We start from the raw sequence: 23,542 nt of genomic DNA, 5'->3' as shown, positions 1-23,542 counted from the left end.
GTGGAGGCTGCCATGGAAAAACGCCAAGAACTCTATGCCGGCAAGGCCAAGTCGGTCCATGCCACGGACGATCCTGACCTGCTGGTCCTGACGTTCCGCGACGACACCAGCGCCTTCGACGGTGAGCGCATGGAGTCGCTGGCTCGCAAGGGCATGGTCAATAACACCTTCAACGCCTTCATCATGGAGAAGTTGCAGGCGGCCGGCATTCCGACCCATTTCGAGAAGCGGCTGTCCGGCACCGAGAGTCTGGTCAAGAAACTCGAGATGATCCCGGTGGAATGCGTGGTGCGCAACATCGCCGCCGGTGGCCTGGTCAAGCGCCTGGGGGTCGAGGAGGGCAAGACGCTCTCGCCGCCGACTTTCGAGCTGTTCCTCAAGGATGATGCCAAGCACGACCCGATGATCAACGAGTCGCTGGCCGAGACCTTCGGCTGGGCGACCCCCGAGCAGCTCGACGAGATGAAGGCGCTGACTTTCCGGGTCAACGAGGTGCTCAAGGCGCTGTTCGAGGCGGGCGGCCTGTTGCTGGTCGACTACAAGCTGGAATTCGGCCTGTTCAAGGGCCAGATTGTCCTCGGCGACGAGTTTTCCCCGGACGGTTGCCGCCTCTGGGATGCCAAGACCCGCGAGAAGCTCGACAAGGATCGTTTCCGCCAGGGCCTCGGCGGGGTAATCGAGGCCTACGAAGAAGTGGGGCGGCGCATCGGGGTGCACTTCGATTGAACGGCGATAGTGAATCAATGAACGACCAACAGGGGCCCCGCAGGGCCCTTGTTGTGTATAGATAATGAGAGGCCATCATCGAGGCAAGCGGAAGCGCGAGCATCAAGCCGGCACGATCGCGACGACCCGCAGGGTCGTCGGCTCGCCAGGAGCTTGCTCGGCGCGAAATCGCACGTCCAGGTCGCGAAGCCTTACCCCATAGCGTCTGCCCTCGGCGCCGTGTCGGGTGTGCTGGTGGTAGGCCGGGCGCGGGTCCTGGGCCAGCACCTGGCGAATCAACTCGCGCAGGACGTCGCCATCGGCGCGACTGGCCAGCGTGCTTTCGGCCTCGGGCGAGAAGCTCACCGGCAGAACGGGTGGCGCCTCGGGCGCGAAGCCGGCGCGGGCCTCGGGGCGGGACTCTGCCCAGGGCAGGTAGGGCTTGATGTCGAGCACCGGGGTGCCACAGACCAGATCACAGTCCGCGAGATGGAGCGTGACGCCACCAGCGGTGTCGATATCGACCAGCTCGACGAGCGACAACCCCAGGCGATTGGGGCGATGGGTGCTGCGCGTGGCGAAGACACCCAGCTTGGTGTTGCCGCCGAGGCGTGGCGGGCGCACCAGGGGTGACCAACGCTCGGGATCGGGCCTTTCCGGGCTGAGGTGGAAGACGAAGGTCAACCACAGGTGGCTGAAGGCCTCAAGCCCCCGAATCGCCAGCGGGTCGTCGAAGGGCGCAGTGAGAGTCAGGCGGGCCCGTGCGGCTGGGGCGAGTCCTGGCTGGCGGGGGACGCCGAACTTGTCGGGGTAATCGCTCCCGATGCGGCCGATCGGCGTCATCGAGAAATCTGCCGTGGCAGGCGCAGGCGGTGTAGAGTCCATGGAGGCATTATGCCGACTCGTCGACGCCGGGGCGAGGGATTGGCCGGTCGCATTGGCTTGTGTAGGCTTGCAGCAAGAGGCGCCGCAAGAGACCTCACTTTTTCCGACCCATCGCAGGGCACACCATGATGAAACACCATAGCTCCGAGCAGGGGGCAGCGGGTCAGGTGCCGAGACCGCCGCGTATTGTTTACCGGTCGGCCCTGGCGCGCGATGCCGTCGATCAGGCGGAAGTCTTCCATCATGCGGTCATGCAGGGCGCCATGGGCCACTATGGCGTGGACGAGCGCGAGGCCTGGGCCGCTGCGCTGCCACGCGATGCAAGTGCCTGGGCCGCCCGCCAGGCGCTGTTCACTACCCTGGTCGCGTCCTGCGATGGCCGCTGTGTCGGCTTCCTCGAGTTGTCGCTCACCAGCGGAAGCATCGAGACCCTTTATGTCTGGCCGTCGCTGGCCAGGCGCGGTATCGGCGCGACGCTACTGGTACATGCCGAGCGGATGCTGCTGGAACATGGCGTGTCGCGGGCCCGTATCAACGCCAGCCTGGTGCTGACCGATAGCCTGGTGCGACGAGGCTGGCGCGAACTCGGCGAGGAATGGGTCGAGCGCGGGGGGCAGCGACTGAAGCGCAAGCGTCTGGAAAAGACGCTGCGCCTCGTGGAAACCTGAGGGCTGCACCGACAGAATCGTCATTTCAATACTGGATCAGGCGCATGGAAAGGTCGATGGCCTTGACATCCTTGGTCAAGGCGCCGCTGGAAATGCAATCGACGCCTGTTTCGGCGATGGTGCGTAGCGTCGCTTCGTCGACATTGCCCGAAGCTTCCAGCGTCGCCCGCCCGCCGGTACGTCTCACTGCCTCGCGCATGTCGTCGAGGCTGAAATTGTCCAGCATCACCACATCGGCCCCGGCGCTGAGCGCCTGATCGAGCTCATCGAAAGTTTCCACTTCCACTTCCACCGACAGCTCGCGAGCGATATCGCGCGCTTCCTTCACGGCAGCCTCGATGCTCCCGCAGGCAGCGATATGATTTTCCTTGATCAGAAAGGCGTCATAGAGGCCGATGCGGTGATTATGGCCACCGCCGCAGGTCACGGCGTATTTTTGTGCCAGGCGCAGGCCGGGCAGCGTCTTGCGGGTGTCGAGCAGGCGAACGCCGGTACCGTCGAGCAGGTCCACGTAATGGCGGGTGCGGGTCGCGGTGCCAGAGAGCGTCTGGAGCAGGTTGAGGGCAGCCCGCTCACCGGTCAGCAGGCTGCGCGCCGGCCCTTCCAGCTCGAGGAAGGCCTGGCCGGCGTCGAGCCTGTCACCGTCGGCGGCATGCCAGCGCAGGCTGACGCTGGCATCGAGGCGCCGGAACAGCTCGTCGACCCAGGCCACGCCGCAGAGGACGGCGGCTTCCCGCGTGATGACGGGAGCCGTTGCCATGGTGGAAGCGCCAATCAGCTGGGCGGTGATGTCACCGGGACCGACATCCTCGGCCAGCAGCCGGGCGGCACTGTCGCGGATCTCTTCGGCAAGGGCGTCCTGGTAATGCATGGTGGGCGGGTCACTCTTAAAGATGGCGAAAGGGCCGGCGAAAAAGGATAAGTGGCTGGCGAAGCTAGACAAAGCGCTGGGCGATCGCCAACTGGTTAGCCATTATAGGGGCTCAGCGGCGAGGCGTCAGGAGAACTCGAATGTCAATCAATCAGGGGTGGTGGAAAGCGGCCCGCTGCGTGCCGTCACCCAATCGGGACGCGCGTCCAAACCACGAAGTCTCGCTGCTGGTGCTGCATGCCATCTGCCTGCCACCGGGAGAGTTCGGTGGCGCGGATATCGAAAGGCTGTTCACCAACCGGCTTGATCCTGACGCCCACCCTTATTTCAAGGCCGTCGCCAAGCTAAGGGTCTCGGCCCACCTGCTGATCCGGCGCGACGGAGAAAGCGTCCAGTTCGTGCCCTTCGAGGCCCGTGCCTGGCACGCCGGCCGTTCGCGCTGGTGCGACAGCGGGTGGCCGCGCTCGGCGCTCAACGACTTCTCCATCGGCATCGAGCTTGAGGGTGACGAGCACACACCATTCACCGAGGCGCAGTATCACTCGCTGGCCGAGGTGACCCTGCGGCTGATGGAGCATTACCCGATGATCAATCAGCGCCGCATCACCAGTCATGCTCGCGTCGCCCCGCTGCGCAAGATCGATCCCGGCCCGACTTTCGATTGGGCCTACTTTCGCCAGCAGTTGAACAACCCGGTCCGTCAGACAAGTCACCAGGCGTAATTGATCGAATAGTGCCATCCTCGTTTACACGGTTGTTTCATACGCTAGTTGGTCTACAACCCGTTGGCCTGAGTCGGCTTCGACCGACGGAGGCCAACGTAAGGTATTGTGTTGCGGTGCAATAATTGTTTTTCGGAAAATATTTCCATATTCATGTGAATTGGCAGCAGCGCTGGTTTAAGGTATCTTCAGAAACATTAATAGCCGCCATGCTGGACGACCTGTAAAAACACTACATGAAGCGACGTACGGCGATAACAACAACCCTCATCCCCGAGAGAGCGTCTGGTGCCCTGGCCAGTGGCGGGGTAGCCGACACCCATCGTTATTCGGAGACACGTCTATGAGTCTGGAATCAAGAGAAGATATCGATCCGATCGAAACCACGGAATGGTTGGATTCCCTGGAGTCGGTGCTGGATCGTGAGGGAGAGGACCGTGCCCGGTATCTGATGACCCGCCTGGTGGATCGCGTACGTCGCGACGGCATGCAGGTGCCTTTTTCGGTGACCACGCCGCATCGCAACTCCATCCCGGTGCATCGGGAAGCGCCCCTGCCGGGGGATATCTTCATGGAGCGGCGGATTCGTTCGCTGGTCCGTTACAACGCCATCGCCCAGGTGATACGCAACAACCGCGCCAATCCGGGGCTGGGTGGCCACATCGCCAGCTTCATGTCGGCGGCGACCCTCTATGACGTGGGCTTCAACCACTTCTTCCGCGCGCCCCAGGGTGACTTCGAAGGCGATCTGGTCTACATCCAGGGTCACGTCGCGCCGGGCGTCTACGCCCGTGCCTATCTGCTCGGCCGGCTCAGCGAAGAGCAGATGGACAGGTTCCGCCAGGAGGTCGACGGCGACGGCTTGTCGTCCTATCCCCACCCCTGGCTGATGCCGGACTTCTGGCAGTTCCCCACGGTGTCGATGGGCCTCGGGCCGATCCAGGCCATCTACCAGGCTCACGTCATGAAGTACCTCGACGCCCGTGAGCTCAAGGCGATGTACGATCGCAAGATCTGGTGCTTCATGGGCGACGGCGAATGCGACGAGCCGGAATCGCTGGGCGCCATTCACCTGGCCAGCCGCGAGAAACTCGACAACCTGATCTTCGTCGTCAACTGCAACCTGCAGCGTCTCGACGGTCCGGTGCGCGGCAACGGCCGCATCATGGACGAGCTCGAGGGCGTCTTCCGCGGTGCCGGCTGGAACGTGCTCAAGGTAGTCTGGGGCCGCCTGTGGGACCCGCTGTTCGAGAAGGACAAGAAGGGCATCCTGCAGAAGGTCATGGACGAAACCGTCGATGGCGAGTACCAGAACTACAAGTCCAATGGCGGCGCCTACACCCGGGAGCGTTTCTTCGGCAAGTACCCCGAAACCGAGGAGATGGTCAAGGACCTGACCGACGAGGATATCTGGAAGCTCAACCGTGGCGGCCACGATCCCTTCAAGGTGTATGCGGCCTACCATCAGGCCGTGAATAACGCCAACGGCCGGCCCACCGTGATCCTGGCGCACACCGTCAAGGGCTATGGCATGGGTAGCGGTGACGGTGAGGCCGCCAATGAGGCTCACCAGGTCAAGACCATGGAATACGAGGCGCTCAAGACCTTCCGCGACCGTTTCGGCATTCCGTTGAACGACGAGCAGCTCAAGGAAGTGCCGTACTACAAGCCCGAGGAAGATTCTCCCGAGCTCAAGTACATGCATCTCCAGCGCGAGCGCCTGGGTGGCTTCGTGCCGAGTCGACGCAGCGACTTCGAGGCGCTGGATATCCCGTCGCTCGACGACAAGGTTTTCGCCTCCCAGACCGGCGGCTCCAAGGGTCGCGAAGTGTCCACCACCATGGCTTTCGTGCGCATTCTCAACGGCCTGGTCAAGCACAAGCAGCTCGGTTCGCGGGTGGTGCCAATTGTGCCCGACGAGGCACGCACCTTCGGCATGGAAGGCATGTTCCGCCAGCTCGGTATCTACACCTCGGAAGGTCAGAAATACGAGCCGGTCGACAAGGGCCAGATCATGTTCTATCGCGAGGATCAGAAGGGCCAGATTCTCGAGGAAGGGATTACCGAGGCCGGGGCAATGTCGGCCTGGATCGCCGCGGCGACCTCGTACTCCAACAACAACCTCACGCTGTTGCCGTTCTACATCTACTACTCGATGTTCGGCTTCCAGCGCATCGGCGACCTGGCCTGGTCGGCTGGCGACATGCAGGCGCGAGGCTTCCTGATCGGCGGCACCGCCGGGCGCACCACGCTCAACGGCGAAGGTCTCCAGCACCAGGACGGACACTCGCATATCCTGGCCTCGACCATTCCCAACTGCCGCAGCTACGACCCCACCTACGCTCATGAGGTGGCGGTGATCGTTCAGGATGGTCTGAAGCGGATGTTCAGCGACAAGGAAAACTGCTTCTACTACCTGACGGTGATGAACGAGAACTACGAGCATCCCCAGCTTGAGACGGTGCCTGCCGAGGACATCATCAAGGGCATGTACCTGCTGAGAGAGACCCAGGGCAAGAAGGGTCGGGTCCAGCTGCTCGGCTCGGGCACCATCCTCCGCGAAGTCGAAGCGGCGGCCGAGATGCTCGCCGACGAGTGGGGCATCGGCGCTGATATCTGGAGCGTGACCAGCTTCAACGAGCTGCGTCGCGAGGCCCTCGAGATCGATCGTCAGGCCTTCCTCAAGCCCGACGCCGAGCCGGGCAAGCCGCATATCACGAGCTGCCTTGAGGGTCGCGAGGGACCGGCCATCGTCTCCACCGACTACATGAAGCTATTCGCCGATCAGGTCCGCGCCTGGGTGCCGACCGACTACTATGTATTGGGGACGGATGGTTTCGGGCGCTCCGACACTCGCGAGAAACTGCGTCGCTTCTTTGAAGTCGATCGCTACTTCGTCACCGTGGCCGCGCTCAGGGCGCTCGCTGATCGGGGTGAAATCGATCGCAAGGTCGTCGCCGACGCCATCGCCAAGTACGGCATTGATACGAACAAGCCCAACCCCTTGACGGTGTGAGGCGTCGACCGGCTAATCCGGAGGAACGGCGGGCTTGTAGCCCGCCCCTGACAAGATTCTGAAGGAGCGCGACCTTGAGTAGCGAAATCATCAAAGTTCCCGATATCGGCGGCGACACCGATGTGGAAATCATCGAGATCGCGGTGTCCGAAGGCGATGTGATCGAGGCCGAAGATACCCTGATCACCCTGGAATCCGACAAGGCCAGCATGGACGTGCCCGCGCCCAAGGGCGGCAAGGTGCTGAAGGTGCTGGTCAAGGAGGGCGATACCGTCTCGGCGGGTGACGACATCCTCGAGCTTGAGGCCGAAGGTGACGGCGATGCCGACGCCGGAGGCGACGAGAAAAGCGACGAGAAGCCTGATGAAGCGGCCGGCAAGGCTGCCGAGTCATCGTCTGCGGAGAAGCCGCAGGAAAAGCCGCAGGAAAAGCCTGCCGCCAAGTCCTCGGGTGGCAAGCGCACCGTGGAGATCAAGGTGCCCGACCTATCGGGCTCTAGCGATGTACCCATCATCGAGATGGCAGTGGCCGTCGGTGATGAGGTGAGCGAAGAAGATCCGCTGATCACCCTGGAATCGGACAAGGCTTCCATGGATGTGCCGAGCCCCTATGCCGGCAAGGTGGCTAGCCTGGCGGTGAAAGAGGGCGATACCGTTTCCGAAGGCGATGTCATCGGCACCATGGAAATCGCCGACGAAGGCGGCGACGAGGCACCGGCAGCGTCACAACCTGAAGCCTCCGAGTCCCAGTCCGAGGCTGAATCGACCGACTCGGCACCTGCCGAGGACGACAGTGCTGGCGGGGGAGAGCCGGAGCGCAAGGAAATTCGCGTACCGGATCTGTCGGGCTCGAGCGACGTGCCGATCATCGAGATGGCGGTGGCCGTCGGTGACGAGGTGAACGAGGAAGATCCGCTGATCACCCTGGAGTCCGACAAGGCTTCCATGGACGTGCCGAGCCCCTACAAGGGCAAGCTGGTCGAGCTGACCGTCAAGGAGGGCGATACCGTCTCCGAAGGCGATCTGATCGGCTACATCGAGACGGCTGGCGCCAAACCGGCGGCCGCTGGCAAGGCGCCTGCGAAGGCTGAGCAGCCGGCGTCATCCAAGGCCGAGAAACCGGCCGCGACCCCGTCACAGGCGCCAAGCCCCGAAGCGCAGATGGCCGCCCAGAAGCCGCGTGACGGCAAACTGGTGCATGCCGGCCCGGCGGTGCGCATGCTGGCCCGTGAGCTGGGCGTCGACCTGGGTCTGGTCAAGCCGAGCGGTCCCAAGGATCGGGTACTCAAGGAAGACGTCAACGCCTACGTCAAGCAGGTCATGGCCGGCAAGGCCGAGACGCCTTCCGCTCAGGCTCCAACGGCGGCTGGAGGCGGTATTCCGCCGATTCCCGATCAGGACTTCAGCCAGTTCGGCGAGGTGGAAGAGAAGCCGATAGGCCGGCTGATGAAGATGGGGGCGACCAACCTGCATCGCAGCTGGGTCAACCTGCCCCACGTCACCCAGTTCGACGAGGCGGACATCACCGAGCTGGAAGCCTTCCGCAAGTCGATGAAGGCCGAGGCCGAGGCCCAGGGCGCCAAGCTCACCCCGCTGCCGTTCCTGATCAAGGCCTGTGCCTTCGCGCTTCGCCAGTACCCGCAGTTCAATGTCAGCCTGAAGAGCGATGGCGAGACGATGGTGCACAAGAAGTACGTGCATATTGGCGTTGCCGTCGATACTCCGGACGGCCTGATGGTGCCAGTGATTCGCAATGCCGATCAGAAATCGCTGATCGAGCTTGCCAAGGAGTCCGTGGAGCTCGCCAAGAAGGCACAGACGAAGAAGCTCAAGCGCGAGGAGATGACCGGTGGCTGTTTCACCATCTCGAGCCTGGGCTCCATCGGCGGAACAGCCTTCACGCCGATCGTCAACGCCCCCGAGGTGGCCATTCTCGGCATCTCCAAGGCGCAGATGAAGCCGGTGTGGGACGGTGGCAATTTCGTGCCGCGCCTGATGATGCCGTTGTGCCTTTCCTATGACCACCGAGCGGTCAATGGTGCCGATGCAGCGCGCCTCACTGCCTTCCTGGCCCAGGCGCTGACCGACATCCGCCGTCTACTGCTGTGAGTCAAGCGACGGCGCCTTGGGCGCCGTCGCTTGCCAGTTGGCAATCGTGGCAGACCAAAGTGCTATTACGTTGTTAAATCCTTGATCGTGAGGATTTTTTTGTTTCTGAACGTGTTATGGGGTGCCAGATTCGCTTGTCTGGGATCGGTGCCGCGGGTAAGGTTCATGTCATTCATTTTCGCCAATACACGATATTGACACTTTCAGATAATTATCAAGAATAAGGAGCCGCTAATGCGTTTGATCCTGTTGGGCGCCCCGGGTGCCGGCAAGGGGACACAGGCCCAGTTCATCTGTGAGCGCTACAAGATCCCGCAGATATCCACCGGCGACATGCTGCGCGCAGCGGTCAAGGAGGGCAGCGAGTTGGGGGTCAAGGTCAAGGAGATCATGAACAGCGGCGGCCTGGTGTCCGACGATGTCATCATTGCCTTGGTCAAGGAGCGCATCAGCCAACCGGACTGCGAGAATGGCTTCCTGTTCGATGGCTTCCCCCGCACCATCCCCCAGGCGGAAGCGATGAAAGAGGCAGACGTGAAGATCGACCATGTGCTGGAGATTGCCGTCGCCGACGAGGAAATCGTCAATCGCCTGGCGGGCCGGCGTGTCCATCCGGGGTCCGGCCGGGTCTACCACCTTCAGCATCAGCCGCCGAAAGAGTATGGCAAGGACGATGTCACCGGTGAGGCGCTGATCCAGCGCGATGACGATCGCGAATCCACGGTACGCAATCGCCTGGCGGTCTATCACGAGCAGACCGCTCCGCTGGTCAGCTACTACCAGCAGTGGGCCAAGGACGATCCGCAGACCGCACCGAGCTACCATCGCGTCGAGGGCATCGGCAGCATCGATGACATCACCGCTCAGGTGATCAAGGCCCTGGAGGGCTGAGACTGCCTCGCCAGGCGAATTCGACGGCCCGCATCCTGCGGGCCGTTATCGTATAATGCCCCGATACTTCCTTCGACACGTGTTGCCCATGCCGATCCTGCTCGCCCTGGACGCTTCCTCGAGTGCCTGTTCCGCCGCTTTGCTGCAGCGACGCGAAGGCGCCGATGACCAACTGATTGCCCGTTTTGCCCTTACGCCCCGCGAGCATACTCGCCGGTTACTGCCGATGGTCGACGAAGTACTGGCGGAAGCCGGCCTCTCCGCCTCGGCCCTCGATGCGGTGGCCTACGGACGAGGACCCGGTTCCTTCACCGGGTTGCGCATTGCCGCCGGCGTGGCCCAAGGGCTCGCCTTCGGCCTCGACCGTCCGTTGCTCGGTGTCTCGACCTTGGCCGCCCTGGCGCTCGGCGGGCATCGTCGCTATCACTATCGCTATCTGTTCACAGCCCTGGATGCCCGCATGGGGGAGATCTACGTGGCGGCCTGGCGGTGCCGTGACGGGGTGCCCGAGGCGCTGACCCCCGAGGCCGTGATGCCGCCGGATCGGCTACGCTTGCCGCCCGGCCACGAAGACCATGATTGGGTAGGTATTGGTTCCGGCTGGGGACTCTGGGAACGCATGCCGGCCGAAGTGCAGGTCGGTATCGGCCAGCACCTGCCGGAGTGGGAGGCCGATGCCAGCGATATGGCGTTGCTGGCAGCCCGGGCCTTCGAGGCCGGTGAGGGACGTCCGGCCCACGAGGTGCAGCCGGTTTACCTGCGTGACCAGGTTGCCTGGAAGAAGCCGCGATGAGAGCAGGCGTCGGTCTGTCAAAGGACGACGAGGCAGCGGCCGAGCTGACGTTGGCCTATCGTGAGGGGCGTCTCAGCCTGGTCGGCGACCCCGCACGCTACGGCCAACCGCTAGCAGTGGACTTCGTCGCGGGCCGTTCGGCCCATCGACGACGCTTCGGCGGGGGCCGAGGGCAATTGATCGCCCGTGCCTGCGGACTGAGCAAGGGTGTCACCCCTTCGGTTGTCGACGCCACCGCAGGGCTGGGGCGGGACGCCTTCGTGCTGGCGAGCCTTGGCGCCGAGGTCTTGATGGTCGAGCGAGTCGCGGCGATTCACGCCCTGCTCGAGGACGGGCTGTTGCGGGCGCTGGCCGATCCGGCGACCCGCGAGATCGCTGCACGAATGTCCTTGATTCACGGTGACGGTGCCCATCAACTGGCTGAGCTAGTGGCGGGCACCGAGGTGGCACCACAGGTGGTTCACCTGGACCCGATGTTTCCCCACCGCGACAAGTCGGCACTGGTCAAGAAGGAGATGCGCCTGTTTCGCGACCTCGCCGGGGATGATGCCGATGCGCCACGACTCCTGGAAGCCGCCCTGGAGGTGGCGACACATCGTGTGGTGGTCAAGCGGCCGCGCAAGGCGCCCCACATAAAGGGTCCCGCGCCGCGTCACGTCATCGAAGGCAAGACCAGCCGTTACGACCTGTACGTTCATCGCTCGTTAACGTCCAACTGATTCACTGTCGCAACGTCGGGTTATCAGCTGCATACGATGGCGCAGCGCCGGATCGAAGAGCTCGGCGGACAGCCTGGCCGCCGCCGGCAATCGCTCATCGAAGACCAGCTTGCCGTTCACCTGCCATAGCCAGCCTTGTACTTCCAGGCTCTCCACCAGGCTCACGAACACGCGGGTATCGAAGAATTCAGGGGCATCGAGCCCCGAGAGCACCGCGAGCCGTTCGGCCAGCTGACAGCTGAGGTTCGCCAGTTCCTCGCGCGCCAGCCGGCCCGAGCCTGCCTCGAGCAGCAGGGCGATGAGCAGGTAGCCGCGCTCCAGGGTCGGTTGCATCAACTGGCCGAGCAGGCGCAAGTGCTCGCCGGCTTCCACGGGTGTATCAGGACGCCACCAGGAGCCGCCATCGCAACACAACAAGCCCTGCTCGACCAGCAGGTCGAGCATCTCCGCCAGTGCCGCTCGCAGCGACGCGGGTGGGGCAATGACGAGTTCGCGGGCGAGTATCGGCCAGCTTGGCGCGAGCATCGCCTCCAGTTCGGAGAGGGTGTGACGCGAACGGTGCCGAAAGGCGAAGGCGGTCAGCCCGGCCAGGGCGAAAAGGTGCAGTACATTGTTGCGGTACCAGGCCAGCAGGCCGGCTTGGCTGGGGGCGGCGAGCAGCATGTCGCCGAGGGGATGGGAGCGTCGTTCGATCATGCCCAATGTCTCGACCTTCTTGATCCACGCGGTGGGTTCGCCTCCCGGCAGGCTCGCGTGGTCGCCACCGGGGCAACGGCGCTGGAGCGTGACGAGCAGGGCCAGCTGGCGTTCGAGCAGGCTGGCTTCCAGGGCATGATGCGGTGTGGCCAGCAGTACCAGCGCCACCAGATTGACAGGATTAAGCGCGGCGGCGGCATTGATGCGCCGCGAGAGCTCCTCGCCTAGCTGCGGTATCAGCGGCGTGAGCCACGCCGGTCGCGAGTCACCGATATTGTTTCGCCAGTCGCCTGCCTCGCGGTCGAGATAATCCGACAGGATCAGGGGGGCGCCGATGTTCACCGCTACGCGACCAAAAGGCTGGCGCAGCTGGCCGATTACCCGCAGCAAGGACAGCGGTGTTTCCTTGCGCTTGCGTCCGCCGCGCAGCTCACGCTGATAGCTGGCGTTCTCGATGATCCGTTCATAACCGATGTACACCGGCACGAAGGCCAGCCGCTGTGGACCGTTGCCCTTGGCGCTGCGCAGGTAGGAGCGCAGGGACATGGCGAGCATACCCGGGCGAGCCGGCAGCAGGCGTCCGCTTCGCGAGCGCCCGCCCTCAATGAAGTACTCCAGCGGGTGCCCACGGGAGAGCAGGCGATGCAGGTATTCGTTGAACACTGCGGCATAAAGGGGATTGTCGCGGAAGCTGCGCCGCATGAAGAAGGCGCCGCAGCGCCGCAACAAGGGACCGACCAAAGGCATGTCGAGATTGCGCCCGGCGGCGATATGGGGCGGCATCAGGCCTTCGTGATAGAGCACGTAGGAAAGCAGCAGGTAATCGATATGGCTGCGATGGCAGGGCACATAGACCAGCGTATGGTCCTCCGCCAGTGGTTTGAGGTCGTCCAGTCCGCGCACCTCGACTCCGTCATAGAGACGATTCCAGAGCCTTCGCAGCAGGCCGTCCATGAAACGCAGCACCGGATAGAGCATGTTCGAGGCGATCTCGCGTCCGTAGCGTCTGGCACGGGCCTGCAGGCGGGCCGGGGAGACACGCTCGCTGACGGCGAGCTCGTCGATGACCCGGCGCACCTCCGGGCTTGTGGCGACACCCTCTATCAAGGTACGGCGGTGGGATAGATCCGGCCCCAGCACGCGGGTGCGCACGCGGCGAAAATGCACGCGCAGCAGCCTGGCGGTCTTGCGGTTGGTGATGGCCGGGTCGCGGTCACCAAGGACCTCCCCGAGCCTGAGTGGGGCGCCGAAGTGAACTTCCACGTTGCGGGCATTGACCATTACCGACAGGGCGCGGCGTAGGCGTCCGGTGAGCTGCCAGCTGTCGGCCGCGAGCATGTTCCAGAAGCCGAAACGCTTGCCCGGCGCACGCCCCCAGAAAACACTCACGGGCACTAACTGCACCTCGTGTTCGGGATGTGCTTGGCGTTGCGTGAGCAGATCGAAAAAGGGCGCCTGGGGTGGCGACACGCGACGCCAGAGTCGGCGCCGCAACGTGGGCAGGGCCAGGCAGGCGGAGAGGCGCAGCGCGCCTACCCGTCGATGCCCACTTGCCGAAGGCAGGCCATGGCGTCGGGCCAACGATGCCAGCAGCAGGGCATCAGACAGCGCCGGACGCGGCAGGACGTACAACACCGGCAGCCTAGCATCGAGGCCCAGCGATTCGGGATCGGGCTCAACGAGGCGTACGTCTCCCCAAGCTACAAACAGGCGTCCCAACAGCGCATGAAAGGGAGCGAGAAGCGCTCGCCGGGGCGTCAGGCGCGAAAGGAAAAAGGCCATCCGGTCGTCCTTGCCGTGGGGAAGGAGGGCCAGTATAGCCACGCCGGCCGGCCGCGGTCAGGCCGTGTGGCTTTTCCTTCCCCGGCAATCATGCGTCAATGCGGTGGGTCTCGCTGGAGAATGCGGTTATGCATGGGGTGTGGAAGGACGGCAATCATTTCGCGTTGTTGCCGGAAGCGGCTCGCTTCCTGCCGGCCATGTTCGAGGCGGTCGGCGCGGCGCGTGAGTCAATAATGATCGAGCTGTACCTGATGGAATCGGGTCGCCTGGCCTCGGCGATGATCGAGGCATTGTGCAAGGCCGCCGGTCGCGGTGTCACGGTCATGCTCATGCTCGACGACTATGGGGCCATGGGGCTTGCCGACGAGGATCGCCGGCGACTGGAAGTCGGCGGCGTGGCGCTGCGGTTCTTCAATCCGCTGGGCTTTCATTCGCTGGCCCGCAATCTGAGTCGAGACCATCGCAAGTTGCTGGTGGTGGACGGCCGCATCGCCTTCACCGGGGGCTTCGGCGCCGTGGATGAGTTCCTGGATGCCTGGTACGAAGTGGCGGTGCGCATCGAGGGGCCTGTGGTGGCGGATTGGGTGCGGCTGTTCAGCCGCCTGTGGGATTCGTCGCTGACGCGGGGCCATGGCGACCCGGCGCTGGTGCGCCATCTGCGCCTGGCGGTATCGCCGCTGGCGGATTATCGTGGTATGCGCGGTCGAGTCGTCTGGGGCCAGGGCTACCGCTACCAGGCGATTCGTCACTCCCTGCAGTACCGCGTTTCCTCGGCGGAGAAGCGTATCTGGATATGCACGCCGTATTTCGTGCCGACCCTGGACCTGCGCCGACGCCTGGCCAGGGCCGCCCGACGCGGTGTCGATGTGCGGCTGTTATTGCCCGGCGAGCATCATGACCATCCCGGGGTGCGCTACGCGGGGCAGCGCTTCTACGGTCGCCTGTTGCGGGCCGGCGTGCGCATCTTCGAGTTCCAGCCGACCTTCATCCATGCCAAGTGCACCTTGGCCGACAACTGGGCCAGTGTCGGGTCCTGCAACTTCGATCACTGGAGCCTGCACTGGAACCTCGAAGCCAATCAGGAAGTGGAGGATGGCCGCTTCACCGACGAGGTGTCGGAGCTTTTCTCGCGCAACTTCGCGGCGAGTCGCGAGATCCACTATTCGGCCTGGTCGCGCCGCTCGCGTCTGCAGCGCTTGCGCGAATGGCTCTTCGGCTCGCTGGATGGCCTGCTGACGCGGCTTCGTTAACGGCGGTGGCTGCGCCCGGCGGAGGGCTTGCGTCGCGGCTTGGGCTTGGGGGTTTCGGGGGGGACGCGATAGTGCAGGTAGAGGTCGAGCACCAGATCGGGCAACTGTCCGGCGAGGCTCTCCAGGCGTCCGGCCTCGGCGGTGAACTCGGCCATGTCCGGCTCGTCGTCGAACAGCCCCGACAACGCCATGAACGGCAACAGCAGTGTGGCGACGGCTTCTTCATCGGCCTCGAACCACGCCCCCTCGTCCAGGAACACGCCTTCCATGAACCCGGCACACCAATCGCCGATGGGGGTTTCCTCCGGCGGCAGACCCTCGAGTACCAGTTCGAACGGCAGCTCCGGAAGCCGTCCTTGCTCGAGCGTGGCGATAGCGTTGTGCCTGAGCTGCTCCAGCAGGCCAAGAATAGTGTCGCGCTCGGCGGTATCGGCGAAGCTTGGTTCGCCATGGAACAGCTCGGCGATCCAGGTGGCGGCGTCGACCTCCCGCGGCGCTACGGCGAGCGCGACCAGGAACCCATGCGCGCCGATCAGGTCTAGCGCATCCGGGTCGACCCGCTCGGAATCGAGAAAATCGTCGAGCCTCTCGAGGTCGACATCGCTTAGCAGGGGGTGAGGGGGAAGCGTCTCGGCATCGGACATGGCGGCTCTCGCTGGGTAACGGTGGCGTGTCTTCGGCAGGGGTCTTGATCTGAGTCTTGGACGAGAAACTTTACGCGTCTTCATTGAGGCTGCATTCTACCACCCCATGACCACTCCCGTGCTTCCCTCTCCGGCGACTGCCCAACTCGACGGGCTCGATACCAAGGCCCTGCATGCCGCGCTTCACGAACGGGTGGAAGCTGCCTGGCGGCTGTGTCATGAGTTCCATCCTGGTCTGCCGCGACCGCTTGTCTGGCTGGATCTGCGCGGTAAATCGGCCGGACAGGCGCATCTGGGCCGCGGAGGATTACGCTTCAACCCGGTATTACTCGAGGAGAATCGCCTGGCCTTCATGGTCGAGGTAATACCTCACGAGATGGCGCACTGGTTGGTATTTCACCTCGAGGAGGGGCAGCGAGCCCGTCCCCATGGCCGCGAGTGGCAGACGGTGATGCGACGTCTCTTCGGTCTCGAGCCGCGCACCACGCATCGTTTCGATGTCAGCCGGGCCAGCCCTGCACCGCATCGCTATGGCTGCGGTTGCCGTGAGCATGCCTTTACCCCTCGGCGACACGCCCTGGTTCGCCAGGGTCGACCCTATCGCTGTCGTCGCTGTGCGCAGACACTGGTATATCTTGGTACGGCAAGAAGTTAAAAAACAACTTAATGTGTTGTTATAAAAAGAAAAAATATTTCTACCAATGTCTAAAGGGAAGGCAGGCCGCTGGCGTATATGCTGGGGTGAGAATGGTAGTGCCGACTTATTCGTAAAATGAGTCGGTAACATCAATCAGGGATGCATTTTTCCGGAAGAGGCCGATTCATGACCGAACAGCAGAAAGTTCACCCGGTGAGCGACGAGTTCGCTGCCAATGCTCATGCCGACAAGGCCAAGTATCAGGCCATGTATCAGCAGTCGCTCGACGACCCGGAAACCTTCTGGGCCGAACAGGCGAAGCGCCTTGATTGGTTCAGGGCGCCGACGAAGATCAAGCACACTACCTTCGATTCGCATAACGTAGACATCCGCTGGTTCGAGGATGGCAGCCTCAACGCCAGCGTCAACTGCCTCGATCGCCATCTCGATACACGCGGCGACCAGACTGCGATCATCTGGGAAGGCGATGACCCCGGTGATTCCAAGCACATTTCCTACCGCGAACTGCATGCCCAGACCGGCAAGCTCGCCAATGCGCTCAAGGAACTGGGCATCGGCAAGGGCGACGTCGTCACCCTGTACATGCCAATGATTCCCGAGGCGGCGGTCGCCATGCTGGCCTGCGCGCGCATCGGTGCGATCCACTCGGTGGTGTTCGGTGGCTTTTCACCGGATGCCGTGGCGCAGCGTGTCATCGGCGCCGATTCCAAGCTGGTCATCACCGCCGACGAATCCGTGCGTGGCGGCAAGCAGGTGCCGCTCAAGGACAACGTCGATGCGGCCCTGAGTCGCCCCGGTACCGATGTCGCCAAGAATGTGCTGGTGGTCAAGCGTACGGGCGGCGAGGTGGAATGGAAGGAAGGACGTGACGTCTGGTATCACGATCTGGTCGACAAGCAGTCGAGCGACTGCCCGGCCGAGGAAATGAATGCCGAGGACCCGCTGTTCATCCTCTACACCTCCGGCTCCACCGGTGCGCCAAAGGGCCTCAAGCACACTACCGGCGGCTATCTATTGCACGCCGCCATGACCCACCAGTACGTCTTCGACTATCAGGATGGCGAGGTCTACTGGTGTACCGCCGACGTTGGTTGGGTCACCGGCCACAGCTATATCGTCTATGGGCCGCTGGCCAACGGCGCCACTACCCTGATGTTCGAGGGGGTCCCCAGCTACCCGACCCACGGGCGCATGGGCGAGATCGTCGACAAGCACAAGGTCAGTATCCTCTATACCGCACCGACGGCGGTACGCGCGCTGATGGCGCACGGCGATGAGGTCATGGCATCAAGCCAGCGCGATAGCCTACGCGTGCTGGGCTCGGTGGGCGAGCCGATCAATCCCGAGGCCTGGGAGTGGTTTCATCGGGTCATCGGCAATTCCAAATGCCCTATCGTTGATACCTGGTGGCAGACCGAAACTGGTGGCATCATGATCGCTCCCTTGCCTGGCGCCATCGATCTCAAACCGGGGTCCGCCACGCTGCCCTTCTTCGGCGTGATGCCGGCGGTCGTCGACAATGAAGGCAATCTGCTCGAGGGTGCCACCGACGGCAATCTGGTGATGCTGGATTCCTGGCCGGGCCAGGCCCGCTCGATCTGGGGCGATCACGATCGCTTCGTGCAGACCTACTTCTCCACTTACCAGGGCATGTATTTCACCGGTGATGGCTGCCGTCGCGATGAAGACGGCTATTACTGGATCACCGGTCGCGTCGATGACGTGCTCAACGTCTCCGGTCACCGCATGGGCACCGCCGAGATCGAATCCTCGCTGGTGGCCCACGAGGCCGTGGCCGAGGCTGCCGTGGTCGGCTTCCCCCACGACATCAAGGGTCAGGGCATATATATCTATGTCACCCTGACCGATGGCGTGGACCCGAGCGATGAGCTCAAGAAAGAGCTGACCCAGTGGGTGCGCAAGGATATTGGCCCGATCGCCTCGCCGGATGTTATTCAATGGGCACCGGGCCTTCCCAAGACGCGCTCGGGCAAGATCATGCGCCGAATCCTGCGCAAGATCGCCGCCAACGAGTGCGAGGGTCTGGGAGACACCAGCACCCTGGCCGATCCCTCGGTAGTCGATGAGCTGATCGAACATCGCGCCAATCGCTGAGGTCACTTTCGGGGAGGGCTTTTCCAGCCATGCCGGCTCGCCTTGCGAGCCAAGCGATGGTAGACCCGCCTGTTCTTCGTACTTTCTTTCGCCGGCCCGAGTGGCCGGCTTTTTGCGGCCGGCATAGTCGCTCGGGGACAGCCCTGCCGTTGACATGGGTCACGATCGACGCCGCCGCGCTTGCAAGCGCTTGGGAATCGGTTTGTGCATGGGGTAACATGCCACAACAATAGCATTACCCAAGTGGCGGCCACCCGCCCGCTGCTCGAGGAACCGGAGGAGAATCCATGGCCTATGCCCAGAAATTCATCGTTGCCGATGATCATCCGCTGTTCCGTGCAGCCCTGACCCAGGCTCTCCGACAGCTGGCACCCCAGGCCGAGATCGTGGAATCCGACACCATGGCGGCCACGACAGAAGTGGTGACGCGCCATCCCGATGCCGACTTGATCCTGCTCGACCTGCATATGCCCGGCGCTCATGGATTTTCCGGCCTGATCCAGTTGCGCGGCCAGACGCCGGATATTCCCGTGGCAGTAGTATCAGGAAGTGATGAACCCTATGTGGTTCGTCGCGCCATCGATTACGGTGCCTCGGGGTTCATCCCCAAGTCCTCGTCGCTGCAGTTGATCGCCGAGGCGGTGGGTGAGATTCTCGACGGCGAGGTGTGGCTGCCCGCGGAGCTTGCCGCAACATTGGGTGATTCAAACGAGGAAGAAACGCGTTTTGCCGAGGCGATCGCCTCGCTGACGCCTCAGCAATTTCGCGTTCTCAACATGTTGACCGAGGGCCTGCTCAACAAGCAGATCGCCTATGAACTCAATGTCTCAGAGGCGACCATCAAGGCTCACGTGACCGCCATCCTGCGCAAGCTTGGGGTACATTCCCGCACCCAGGCGGTCATCGCCGCGCAAAAGCTCGAGGTTGAGCCGCCCAAGGTCGAATCCTGATCTTAAAACGGCTATCCGGACTGAAGAGAGCCCCCGCTGGCGCGAAGCCGCGGGGGTTTTTGGTTAGTTCTTGGCAGATCAGCGTGAGCCGCCGCGCGACTTGCGCTTGCGTGCGCATCAGCTCTCCTGCTGGGCCGCACGGCTGGCCTGTAGCGTGCGTGTCAGTAGCGCGCGCAGGGCTGCCGGGCGTACCGGCTTGAGTAATAGATGATAGCCGCTACGCTTGACCTCCTCGGCCACTTCCTCGGTGCGGTCGGCGGTGATCACGATGCCCGGCACCGCGCCGCTGAGCCGTTCGGCCAAGGCGTCGAGGGCCATCAGTCCGGTGACTTCGTTGTCCAGATGATAGTCGGCGAGGATGCCATCGGGGTCCGTCTCGAGATGGCGAAGCACGGATTTGGCACCGCCGATGGAAGTGGCGGTGAAGACCTCGCAGCCCCAGCCGGAAAGCATGGCCTTCATGCCCTCGAGGATCAATGTCTCGTTATCGATGCACAGGATCCGGGCGCCGGCGAGCTTGTTGCCGGCCCGCTTCGGCGCCGACTCCTCGATCTGCTGCGCCTCGCTGCGTGGTGCGACCACCGGCACGGTGACCGAAAACATGGTGCCTTGTCCCTCACGTGAACGAATGCGGATGGGGTGGTCGAGCACTCGGCTCATGCGATCGGCAATCGAGAGCCCGAGTCCCAGCCCTTTTTCGCTCTCCTTGTGCCGCGAGGCCTGATCGAGGCGGCGAAATTCCTGGAAGATCTCGGTCTGCTTGGAAGCCGGGATGCCCGGACCGCTATCCCATACTTCGATGGAAAGCCGCTCGTCGAGACGTCGACAACCGAGCAAGACGCGGCCTTCCTGGGTGTAGCGAATGGCATTGGAGAGGAAGTTCTGGACGATTCGACGCAGCATCTGCGGATCGCTGTCGACCCAGGCGCGAGTGATGACAACCACCAGGTCGAGACCTCGATCCTCGGCCATCACTTCGAACTCGGCGCGCAGCGGGCGGAAGATATCGGCGAGAGCGAAGTGGCTGCGTCGAGGCGTCAAGGCGCCGGCATCGAGCTTGGAGATGTCGAGCAGGGTGCCGAGCAGTTCCTCGGCTGCCTGTAGCGAGTTGTCGATATGGCCGATGGTGCGTTTCATGTCGACGGCATCGCTTTCATAGGCGAGGGCCGAGGTAAACAGTCTGGCGGCGTTGAGGGGCTGCAGCAGGTCGTGACTGGCAGCCGCGAGGAAGCGGGTCTTCGAGGCGTTGGCATCCTCGGCGAGTTGCTTGGCCTGGCGCAAGGCCTGCTCTGCCTCGGCGCGTACGCGGTTTTCCTGACGCAGCGCGGCATTGGCCTCCGATAGCGCCTGGGTGCGCTCACGCACACGCTCTTCGAGTGTCTCGTTGGTCTCCTTGAGGGCGATCTCCGCCAATCGGCGTTCGGTGATGTCCTGGTAGAGGGCAAAGAAGCCCAGAATCGAGCCGCTGTCACCGAAGTGGGGCGTGTAGGTCACCAGCATGTAGCGGGTTTCCTCGGCGAGAGGCAGCGAGACCTCGAAGCTGACGCGCTCCCCGGCCAGGGCGCGCTCGATCCAGGGCGCACGATGGCGAGACATCTCGGAGGAGATCACTTCGTCGATTTGTTTGCCGATCACTGCGTTACGGTCAATGCCGAAGGCCTGCTCATAAGCGCGGTTGGTAAAGAGGTAGCGACACTCCTTGTCAAAGTAGGCGATCAGTGCCGGTACGTTATCGGTATAGATGCGGATGTTGTTTTCCGAGCGGATCAGCGCTTCCTCGATGCGCTTCTGCTGGGTGATGTCCTGATAGGTATAGACGAAGCCGCCGCCGGGCATGGGATTGCCCTGTACTTCCAGCACGCTACCGTCCTGGCGATAGCGCACGTAGCGGTGGGGATGGCCCACGCGGATGTTGTCGATCAGCAGTTGCACATGCTCTTCCGGGTCGCCGGGCCCGTATTCGCCGTTGTGGGCGTTGTAACGGAAGATGCGATCGACGGGCGCCCCGACCCTGATCAGGTGGTCGGGGAAGCGGAACAGCTCCAGATAGCGCTGGTTCCAGACCACCAGGCGCAGGTTCTGGTCGACGACGCTGATGCCCTGGTTGATGTTCTCGATGGTGGCCTGAAGCAGGGCGCGGTTGAATTCGAGTACCTGGGAGGCCTCGTCGACGATCGAAATCACGTCGGATATGCCGATGCCTCGCCCCTGCAGGGCCGAGTTGACGACGATGCGTGCCGATGAGGCCCCAAGCACCGAGGCGAGAAAGCGCTCGGTGAACTGGATAATATCGATGGAGGCTCGGGTGCCGTTCTCGAGGGGTTTCGCCGTGCGTCGGGCATAGTCCTCGAAGGCGCGGTTGACCTGTTCGGCGCCCAGGAAGCGCTCACAGAGTACCTTGAGGTCGCCCACGGTCGTGGCCCCGGTCCAGGGACGGTTTACCGAGGTCTGACGGGTCTCGACACTGTCGACGAACAACGAGGCCTGAATACGCTCCACGACCCGCTGGGGAGTCATCTGGGAGACAAAGATATAGCAGAACAGGTTGACGCCCAGCGAGAGCATCACGCCATGGGTAAAGGAGTCACCGACGTTGAGGCCGAACAGCGAGGTGGGGGCTAGCCAGGCGAGCCCCAACGGACCGCCGGCAATCCAGGCCTCAGGCAAGACTCCGGCACCGATCATTGCGGGCATCAGCAGGCTGTAGGCCCAGATGGCGAAGCCGGCATTCATGCCCACGACTACGCCCAGGCGATTGCCACGCTTCCAGTAGAGCCCACCGATCAATGCCGGAGCGAACTGGGCGGCAGCAGCGAAAGACAGCATGCCGATGGAGGCCAGCGAGGCGAACTCACCGATCAGATGGTAGAACCCGTAGGCCATCGCCAGTACTGCGGCGATGGTGATGCGCCGCGCGCGCAGCACCAGACGCCCGTAATCACGGGCCTTGGTATCGAACCAGCGCAACCGGAAGAGTGCCGGAATCACGATCTCGTTGGAGATCATGATCGACACCGCCACGGCGGCGACGATGACCATCCCCGTGGCGGCCGAGAAGCCACCGATGAAGGTCAAAAGCGTCAGCCAGTGATTGTCGGCGGCCATGGGCAGCGCCAGGACGTAGGTGTCCGGCTCGACATTGCTGCCGGCGAACATCGTCAGGCCCCCAGCGGCCAGCGGCAGGACGAAGAACGAGAACGCCAACAGGTAAAGCGGAAAGAGCCAGCGCGCCTTTCTGGCGTCATCACGGTGGGTGTTTTCCACTACCGCAACATGAAACTGTCGCGGCAGGCAGAGGATTGCCAGCATGGCGAGCAGTGTCTGGGCCCAGAAGCTCTGGCCGAAGTCTTGCCGGGCTAACTGATTCTGGAGTTCCAGCAGCGCCTCGGCGCGGCCCAGCAGGTCGCCCAGGCCATCGAACATGCCCCAGGTGACATAGGCCCCGAGCGCCAGGAACGCGACCAGCTTGACCAGTGATTCGAAGGCTACGGCATGGATCAGACCTTCGTGGTGTTCGGTGGCGTCGGTATGACGGGTGCCGAAGAGAATGGCGAAGGCCGCCATGACCAGCGCCACGTAGAAGGCGGTGTCGCCGAACAGCGGTGCCCGGATAATATCGGCATCGTCGGTGAGCACGCTGAATGACGTCGAGACCGCTTTCAGCTGCAGGGCGATGTAGGGCAGGGTACCGATCAGCGCCACCAGGCTGGCGAAGGCCGCCAGCGACTGGGTCTTGCCGTAGCGTGAGGCAATGAAGTCGGCGATGGAGGTGACGTTCTGGTGCTTGGCCACGCGGATCATCTTGGTCAGCACGGGCCAGAACAACAGAAAGGTAAGAATAGGCCCCACGTAGATGCTGGCGAAGGACCAACCCGCGGTGGCGGCCTGACCCACGGCACCGTAGAAGGTCCAGGAAGTGCAGTAGATCGCCAGCGCCAGGCTGTAGATCACCGGACGTCGGCGGCTGGCGCCATGCTCACGGGCTCGACGGTCGCCGCGCCAGGCGATGCCGAACAGTACGGCAATGTAGATCAGCGAGACGACGATCAAGAGCCAGCCAGCGAACATG

Annotated in this window: 17 protein-coding genes; 12 read left to right on the top strand and 5 right to left on the bottom strand. The window is 63.2% G+C overall.

The genetic code is table 11. The annotated features are described in order from the left end of the window. Positions 1–12: 12 nt before the first annotated feature. Positions 13–726: a phosphoribosylaminoimidazolesuccinocarboxamide synthase gene (gene purC, locus BM341_RS14005; RefSeq protein ID WP_089796684.1), complete on the top strand. Its 714-nt coding sequence runs from the start codon at positions 13–15 to the stop codon at positions 724–726. A gap of 102 nt (positions 727–828) precedes the next feature. On the opposite strand, the gene tsaA is transcribed toward purC, so the two are convergent. After that, a complete protein-coding gene (gene tsaA, locus BM341_RS14000; RefSeq protein ID WP_089796683.1) occupies positions 829–1,548 on the bottom strand; it encodes a tRNA (N6-threonylcarbamoyladenosine(37)-N6)-methyltransferase TrmO in 720 nt (239 codons plus the stop codon). A gap of 167 nt (positions 1,549–1,715) precedes the next feature. On the opposite strand from tsaA, the gene BM341_RS13995 reads away from it, so the two are divergent. Beyond that, entirely contained in the window at positions 1,716–2,258 is a 543-nt protein-coding gene (locus BM341_RS13995; RefSeq protein ID WP_245784279.1) for a GNAT family N-acetyltransferase, read from the top strand. Between the two features lie 25 nt (positions 2,259–2,283). On the opposite strand, the gene nadC is transcribed toward BM341_RS13995, so the two are convergent. Continuing rightward, positions 2,284–3,129: a carboxylating nicotinate-nucleotide diphosphorylase gene (nadC, locus tag BM341_RS13990; RefSeq protein ID WP_089796682.1), complete on the bottom strand. Its 846-nt coding sequence runs from the start codon at positions 3,127–3,129 to the stop codon at positions 2,284–2,286. A 140-nt stretch (positions 3,130–3,269) separates the two neighbouring features. Here nadC and ampD point away from each other — a divergent pair, with 140 nt between their 5' ends. The 6 genes from ampD (at position 3,270) to BM341_RS13960 (ending at position 11,378) form a co-directional block, all read left to right on the top strand. Then, positions 3,270–3,851, top strand: coding sequence for a 1,6-anhydro-N-acetylmuramyl-L-alanine amidase AmpD (ampD, locus tag BM341_RS13985; RefSeq protein WP_089796681.1), 582 nt, complete (start codon positions 3,270–3,272; stop codon positions 3,849–3,851). A 343-nt stretch (positions 3,852–4,194) separates the two neighbouring features. Further along, positions 4,195–6,867 (top strand): pyruvate dehydrogenase (acetyl-transferring), homodimeric type, encoded by a 2,673-nt coding sequence (aceE, locus tag BM341_RS13980; RefSeq protein ID WP_089796680.1) that lies wholly within the window; start codon positions 4,195–4,197, stop codon positions 6,865–6,867. 74 nt (positions 6,868–6,941) lie between these two features. Further along, positions 6,942–8,975 carry a pyruvate dehydrogenase complex dihydrolipoyllysine-residue acetyltransferase gene (aceF, locus tag BM341_RS13975; protein WP_089796679.1) on the top strand — a complete coding sequence of 678 codons (2,034 nt, stop codon included), beginning with the start codon at positions 6,942–6,944 and terminating at the stop codon, positions 8,973–8,975. 234 nt (positions 8,976–9,209) lie between these two features. After that, positions 9,210–9,866: an adenylate kinase gene (adk, locus tag BM341_RS13970; protein WP_089796678.1), complete on the top strand. Its 657-nt coding sequence runs from the start codon at positions 9,210–9,212 to the stop codon at positions 9,864–9,866. An 88-nt stretch (positions 9,867–9,954) separates the two neighbouring features. Then, positions 9,955–10,659: a tRNA (adenosine(37)-N6)-threonylcarbamoyltransferase complex dimerization subunit type 1 TsaB gene (gene tsaB, locus BM341_RS13965; RefSeq protein WP_089796677.1), complete on the top strand. Its 705-nt coding sequence runs from the start codon at positions 9,955–9,957 to the stop codon at positions 10,657–10,659. Next, positions 10,656–11,378 carry a class I SAM-dependent methyltransferase gene (locus tag BM341_RS13960; RefSeq protein WP_089796676.1) on the top strand — a complete coding sequence of 241 codons (723 nt, stop codon included), beginning with the start codon at positions 10,656–10,658 and terminating at the stop codon, positions 11,376–11,378. The genes tsaB and BM341_RS13960 overlap by 4 nt, the downstream gene beginning before the upstream one ends. On the opposite strand, the gene plsB is transcribed toward BM341_RS13960, so the two are convergent. Beyond that, complete coding sequence (gene plsB, locus BM341_RS13955; RefSeq protein ID WP_089796675.1) at positions 11,364–13,856, bottom strand: glycerol-3-phosphate 1-O-acyltransferase PlsB; 2,493 nt, start codon at positions 13,854–13,856, stop codon at positions 11,364–11,366. The two genes, BM341_RS13960 and plsB, sit on opposite strands and share 15 nt — an antisense overlap. Positions 13,857–13,984: 128 nt before the next feature. Between plsB and BM341_RS13950 the strand changes: the two genes are divergently transcribed. Next, on the top strand, positions 13,985–15,106 hold the full coding sequence (locus tag BM341_RS13950) for a phospholipase D-like domain-containing protein (RefSeq protein ID WP_089796674.1): 1,122 nt from the start codon (positions 13,985–13,987) through the stop codon (positions 15,104–15,106). Here the strand turns inward: BM341_RS13950 and BM341_RS13945 are convergent. Beyond that, positions 15,103–15,750: a YecA/YgfB family protein gene (locus BM341_RS13945; RefSeq protein WP_089796673.1), complete on the bottom strand. Its 648-nt coding sequence runs from the start codon at positions 15,748–15,750 to the stop codon at positions 15,103–15,105. The genes BM341_RS13950 and BM341_RS13945 overlap by 4 nt on opposite strands. A gap of 106 nt (positions 15,751–15,856) precedes the next feature. Here BM341_RS13945 and BM341_RS13940 point away from each other — a divergent pair, with 106 nt between their 5' ends. From BM341_RS13940 to BM341_RS13930, 3 genes are all read left to right on the top strand, one after another. Continuing rightward, the gene (locus BM341_RS13940) at positions 15,857–16,405 is read left to right on the top strand and encodes a SprT family zinc-dependent metalloprotease (protein ID WP_089796672.1); all 549 of its coding nucleotides are present in this window, start codon (positions 15,857–15,859) and stop codon (positions 16,403–16,405) included. A 168-nt stretch (positions 16,406–16,573) separates the two neighbouring features. Beyond that, on the top strand, positions 16,574–18,523 hold the full coding sequence (gene acs, locus BM341_RS13935) for an acetate--CoA ligase (protein WP_089796671.1): 1,950 nt from the start codon (positions 16,574–16,576) through the stop codon (positions 18,521–18,523). A 287-nt stretch (positions 18,524–18,810) separates the two neighbouring features. Continuing rightward, positions 18,811–19,473 carry a LuxR C-terminal-related transcriptional regulator gene (locus BM341_RS13930; protein ID WP_089796670.1) on the top strand — a complete coding sequence of 221 codons (663 nt, stop codon included), beginning with the start codon at positions 18,811–18,813 and terminating at the stop codon, positions 19,471–19,473. A 117-nt stretch (positions 19,474–19,590) separates the two neighbouring features. Here BM341_RS13930 and BM341_RS13925 read toward each other — a convergent pair whose 3' ends face one another. Continuing rightward, positions 19,591–23,541: a hybrid sensor histidine kinase/response regulator gene (locus tag BM341_RS13925; protein ID WP_089796669.1), complete on the bottom strand. Its 3,951-nt coding sequence runs from the start codon at positions 23,539–23,541 to the stop codon at positions 19,591–19,593. Position 23,542 lies beyond the last annotated feature (1 nt).

Origin of the sequence: Halomonas korlensis (assembly GCF_900116705.1) — a bacterium.
Lineage (GTDB): Bacteria > Pseudomonadota > Gammaproteobacteria > Pseudomonadales > Halomonadaceae > Halomonas > Halomonas korlensis.
The sequence above is the reverse complement of the archived record's forward strand: the minus strand, read 5'-3'. Positions and strand labels throughout refer to the sequence as shown.

Excerpts from the sequence above, each read along its gene's own strand:
- adk (WP_089796678.1), top strand. The coding sequence starts at position 9,210 with ATGCGTTTGATCCTGTTGGGCGCCCCGGGTGCCGGCAAGGGGACACAG.
- BM341_RS13925 (WP_089796669.1), bottom strand. The coding sequence starts at position 23,541 with ATGTTCGCTGGCTGGCTCTTGATCGTCGTCTCGCTGATCTACATTGCC.
- tsaA (WP_089796683.1), bottom strand. The coding sequence starts at position 1,548 with ATGACGCCGATCGGCCGCATCGGGAGCGATTACCCCGACAAGTTCGGC.
- plsB (WP_089796675.1), bottom strand. The coding sequence starts at position 13,856 with ATGGCCTTTTTCCTTTCGCGCCTGACGCCCCGGCGAGCGCTTCTCGCT.
- ampD (WP_089796681.1), top strand. The coding sequence starts at position 3,270 with ATGTCAATCAATCAGGGGTGGTGGAAAGCGGCCCGCTGCGTGCCGTCA.
- aceE (WP_089796680.1), top strand. The coding sequence starts at position 4,195 with ATGAGTCTGGAATCAAGAGAAGATATCGATCCGATCGAAACCACGGAA.
- BM341_RS13950 (WP_089796674.1), top strand. The coding sequence starts at position 13,985 with ATGCATGGGGTGTGGAAGGACGGCAATCATTTCGCGTTGTTGCCGGAA.
- BM341_RS13995 (WP_245784279.1), top strand. The coding sequence starts at position 1,716 with ATGATGAAACACCATAGCTCCGAGCAGGGGGCAGCGGGTCAGGTGCCG.
- purC (WP_089796684.1), top strand. The coding sequence starts at position 13 with ATGGAAAAACGCCAAGAACTCTATGCCGGCAAGGCCAAGTCGGTCCAT.
- tsaB (WP_089796677.1), top strand. The coding sequence starts at position 9,955 with ATGCCGATCCTGCTCGCCCTGGACGCTTCCTCGAGTGCCTGTTCCGCC.
- BM341_RS13930 (WP_089796670.1), top strand. The coding sequence starts at position 18,811 with ATGGCCTATGCCCAGAAATTCATCGTTGCCGATGATCATCCGCTGTTC.
- BM341_RS13960 (WP_089796676.1), top strand. The coding sequence starts at position 10,656 with ATGAGAGCAGGCGTCGGTCTGTCAAAGGACGACGAGGCAGCGGCCGAG.
- acs (WP_089796671.1), top strand. The coding sequence starts at position 16,574 with ATGACCGAACAGCAGAAAGTTCACCCGGTGAGCGACGAGTTCGCTGCC.
- BM341_RS13945 (WP_089796673.1), bottom strand. The coding sequence starts at position 15,750 with ATGTCCGATGCCGAGACGCTTCCCCCTCACCCCCTGCTAAGCGATGTC.
- nadC (WP_089796682.1), bottom strand. The coding sequence starts at position 3,129 with ATGCATTACCAGGACGCCCTTGCCGAAGAGATCCGCGACAGTGCCGCC.
- BM341_RS13940 (WP_089796672.1), top strand. The coding sequence starts at position 15,857 with ATGACCACTCCCGTGCTTCCCTCTCCGGCGACTGCCCAACTCGACGGG.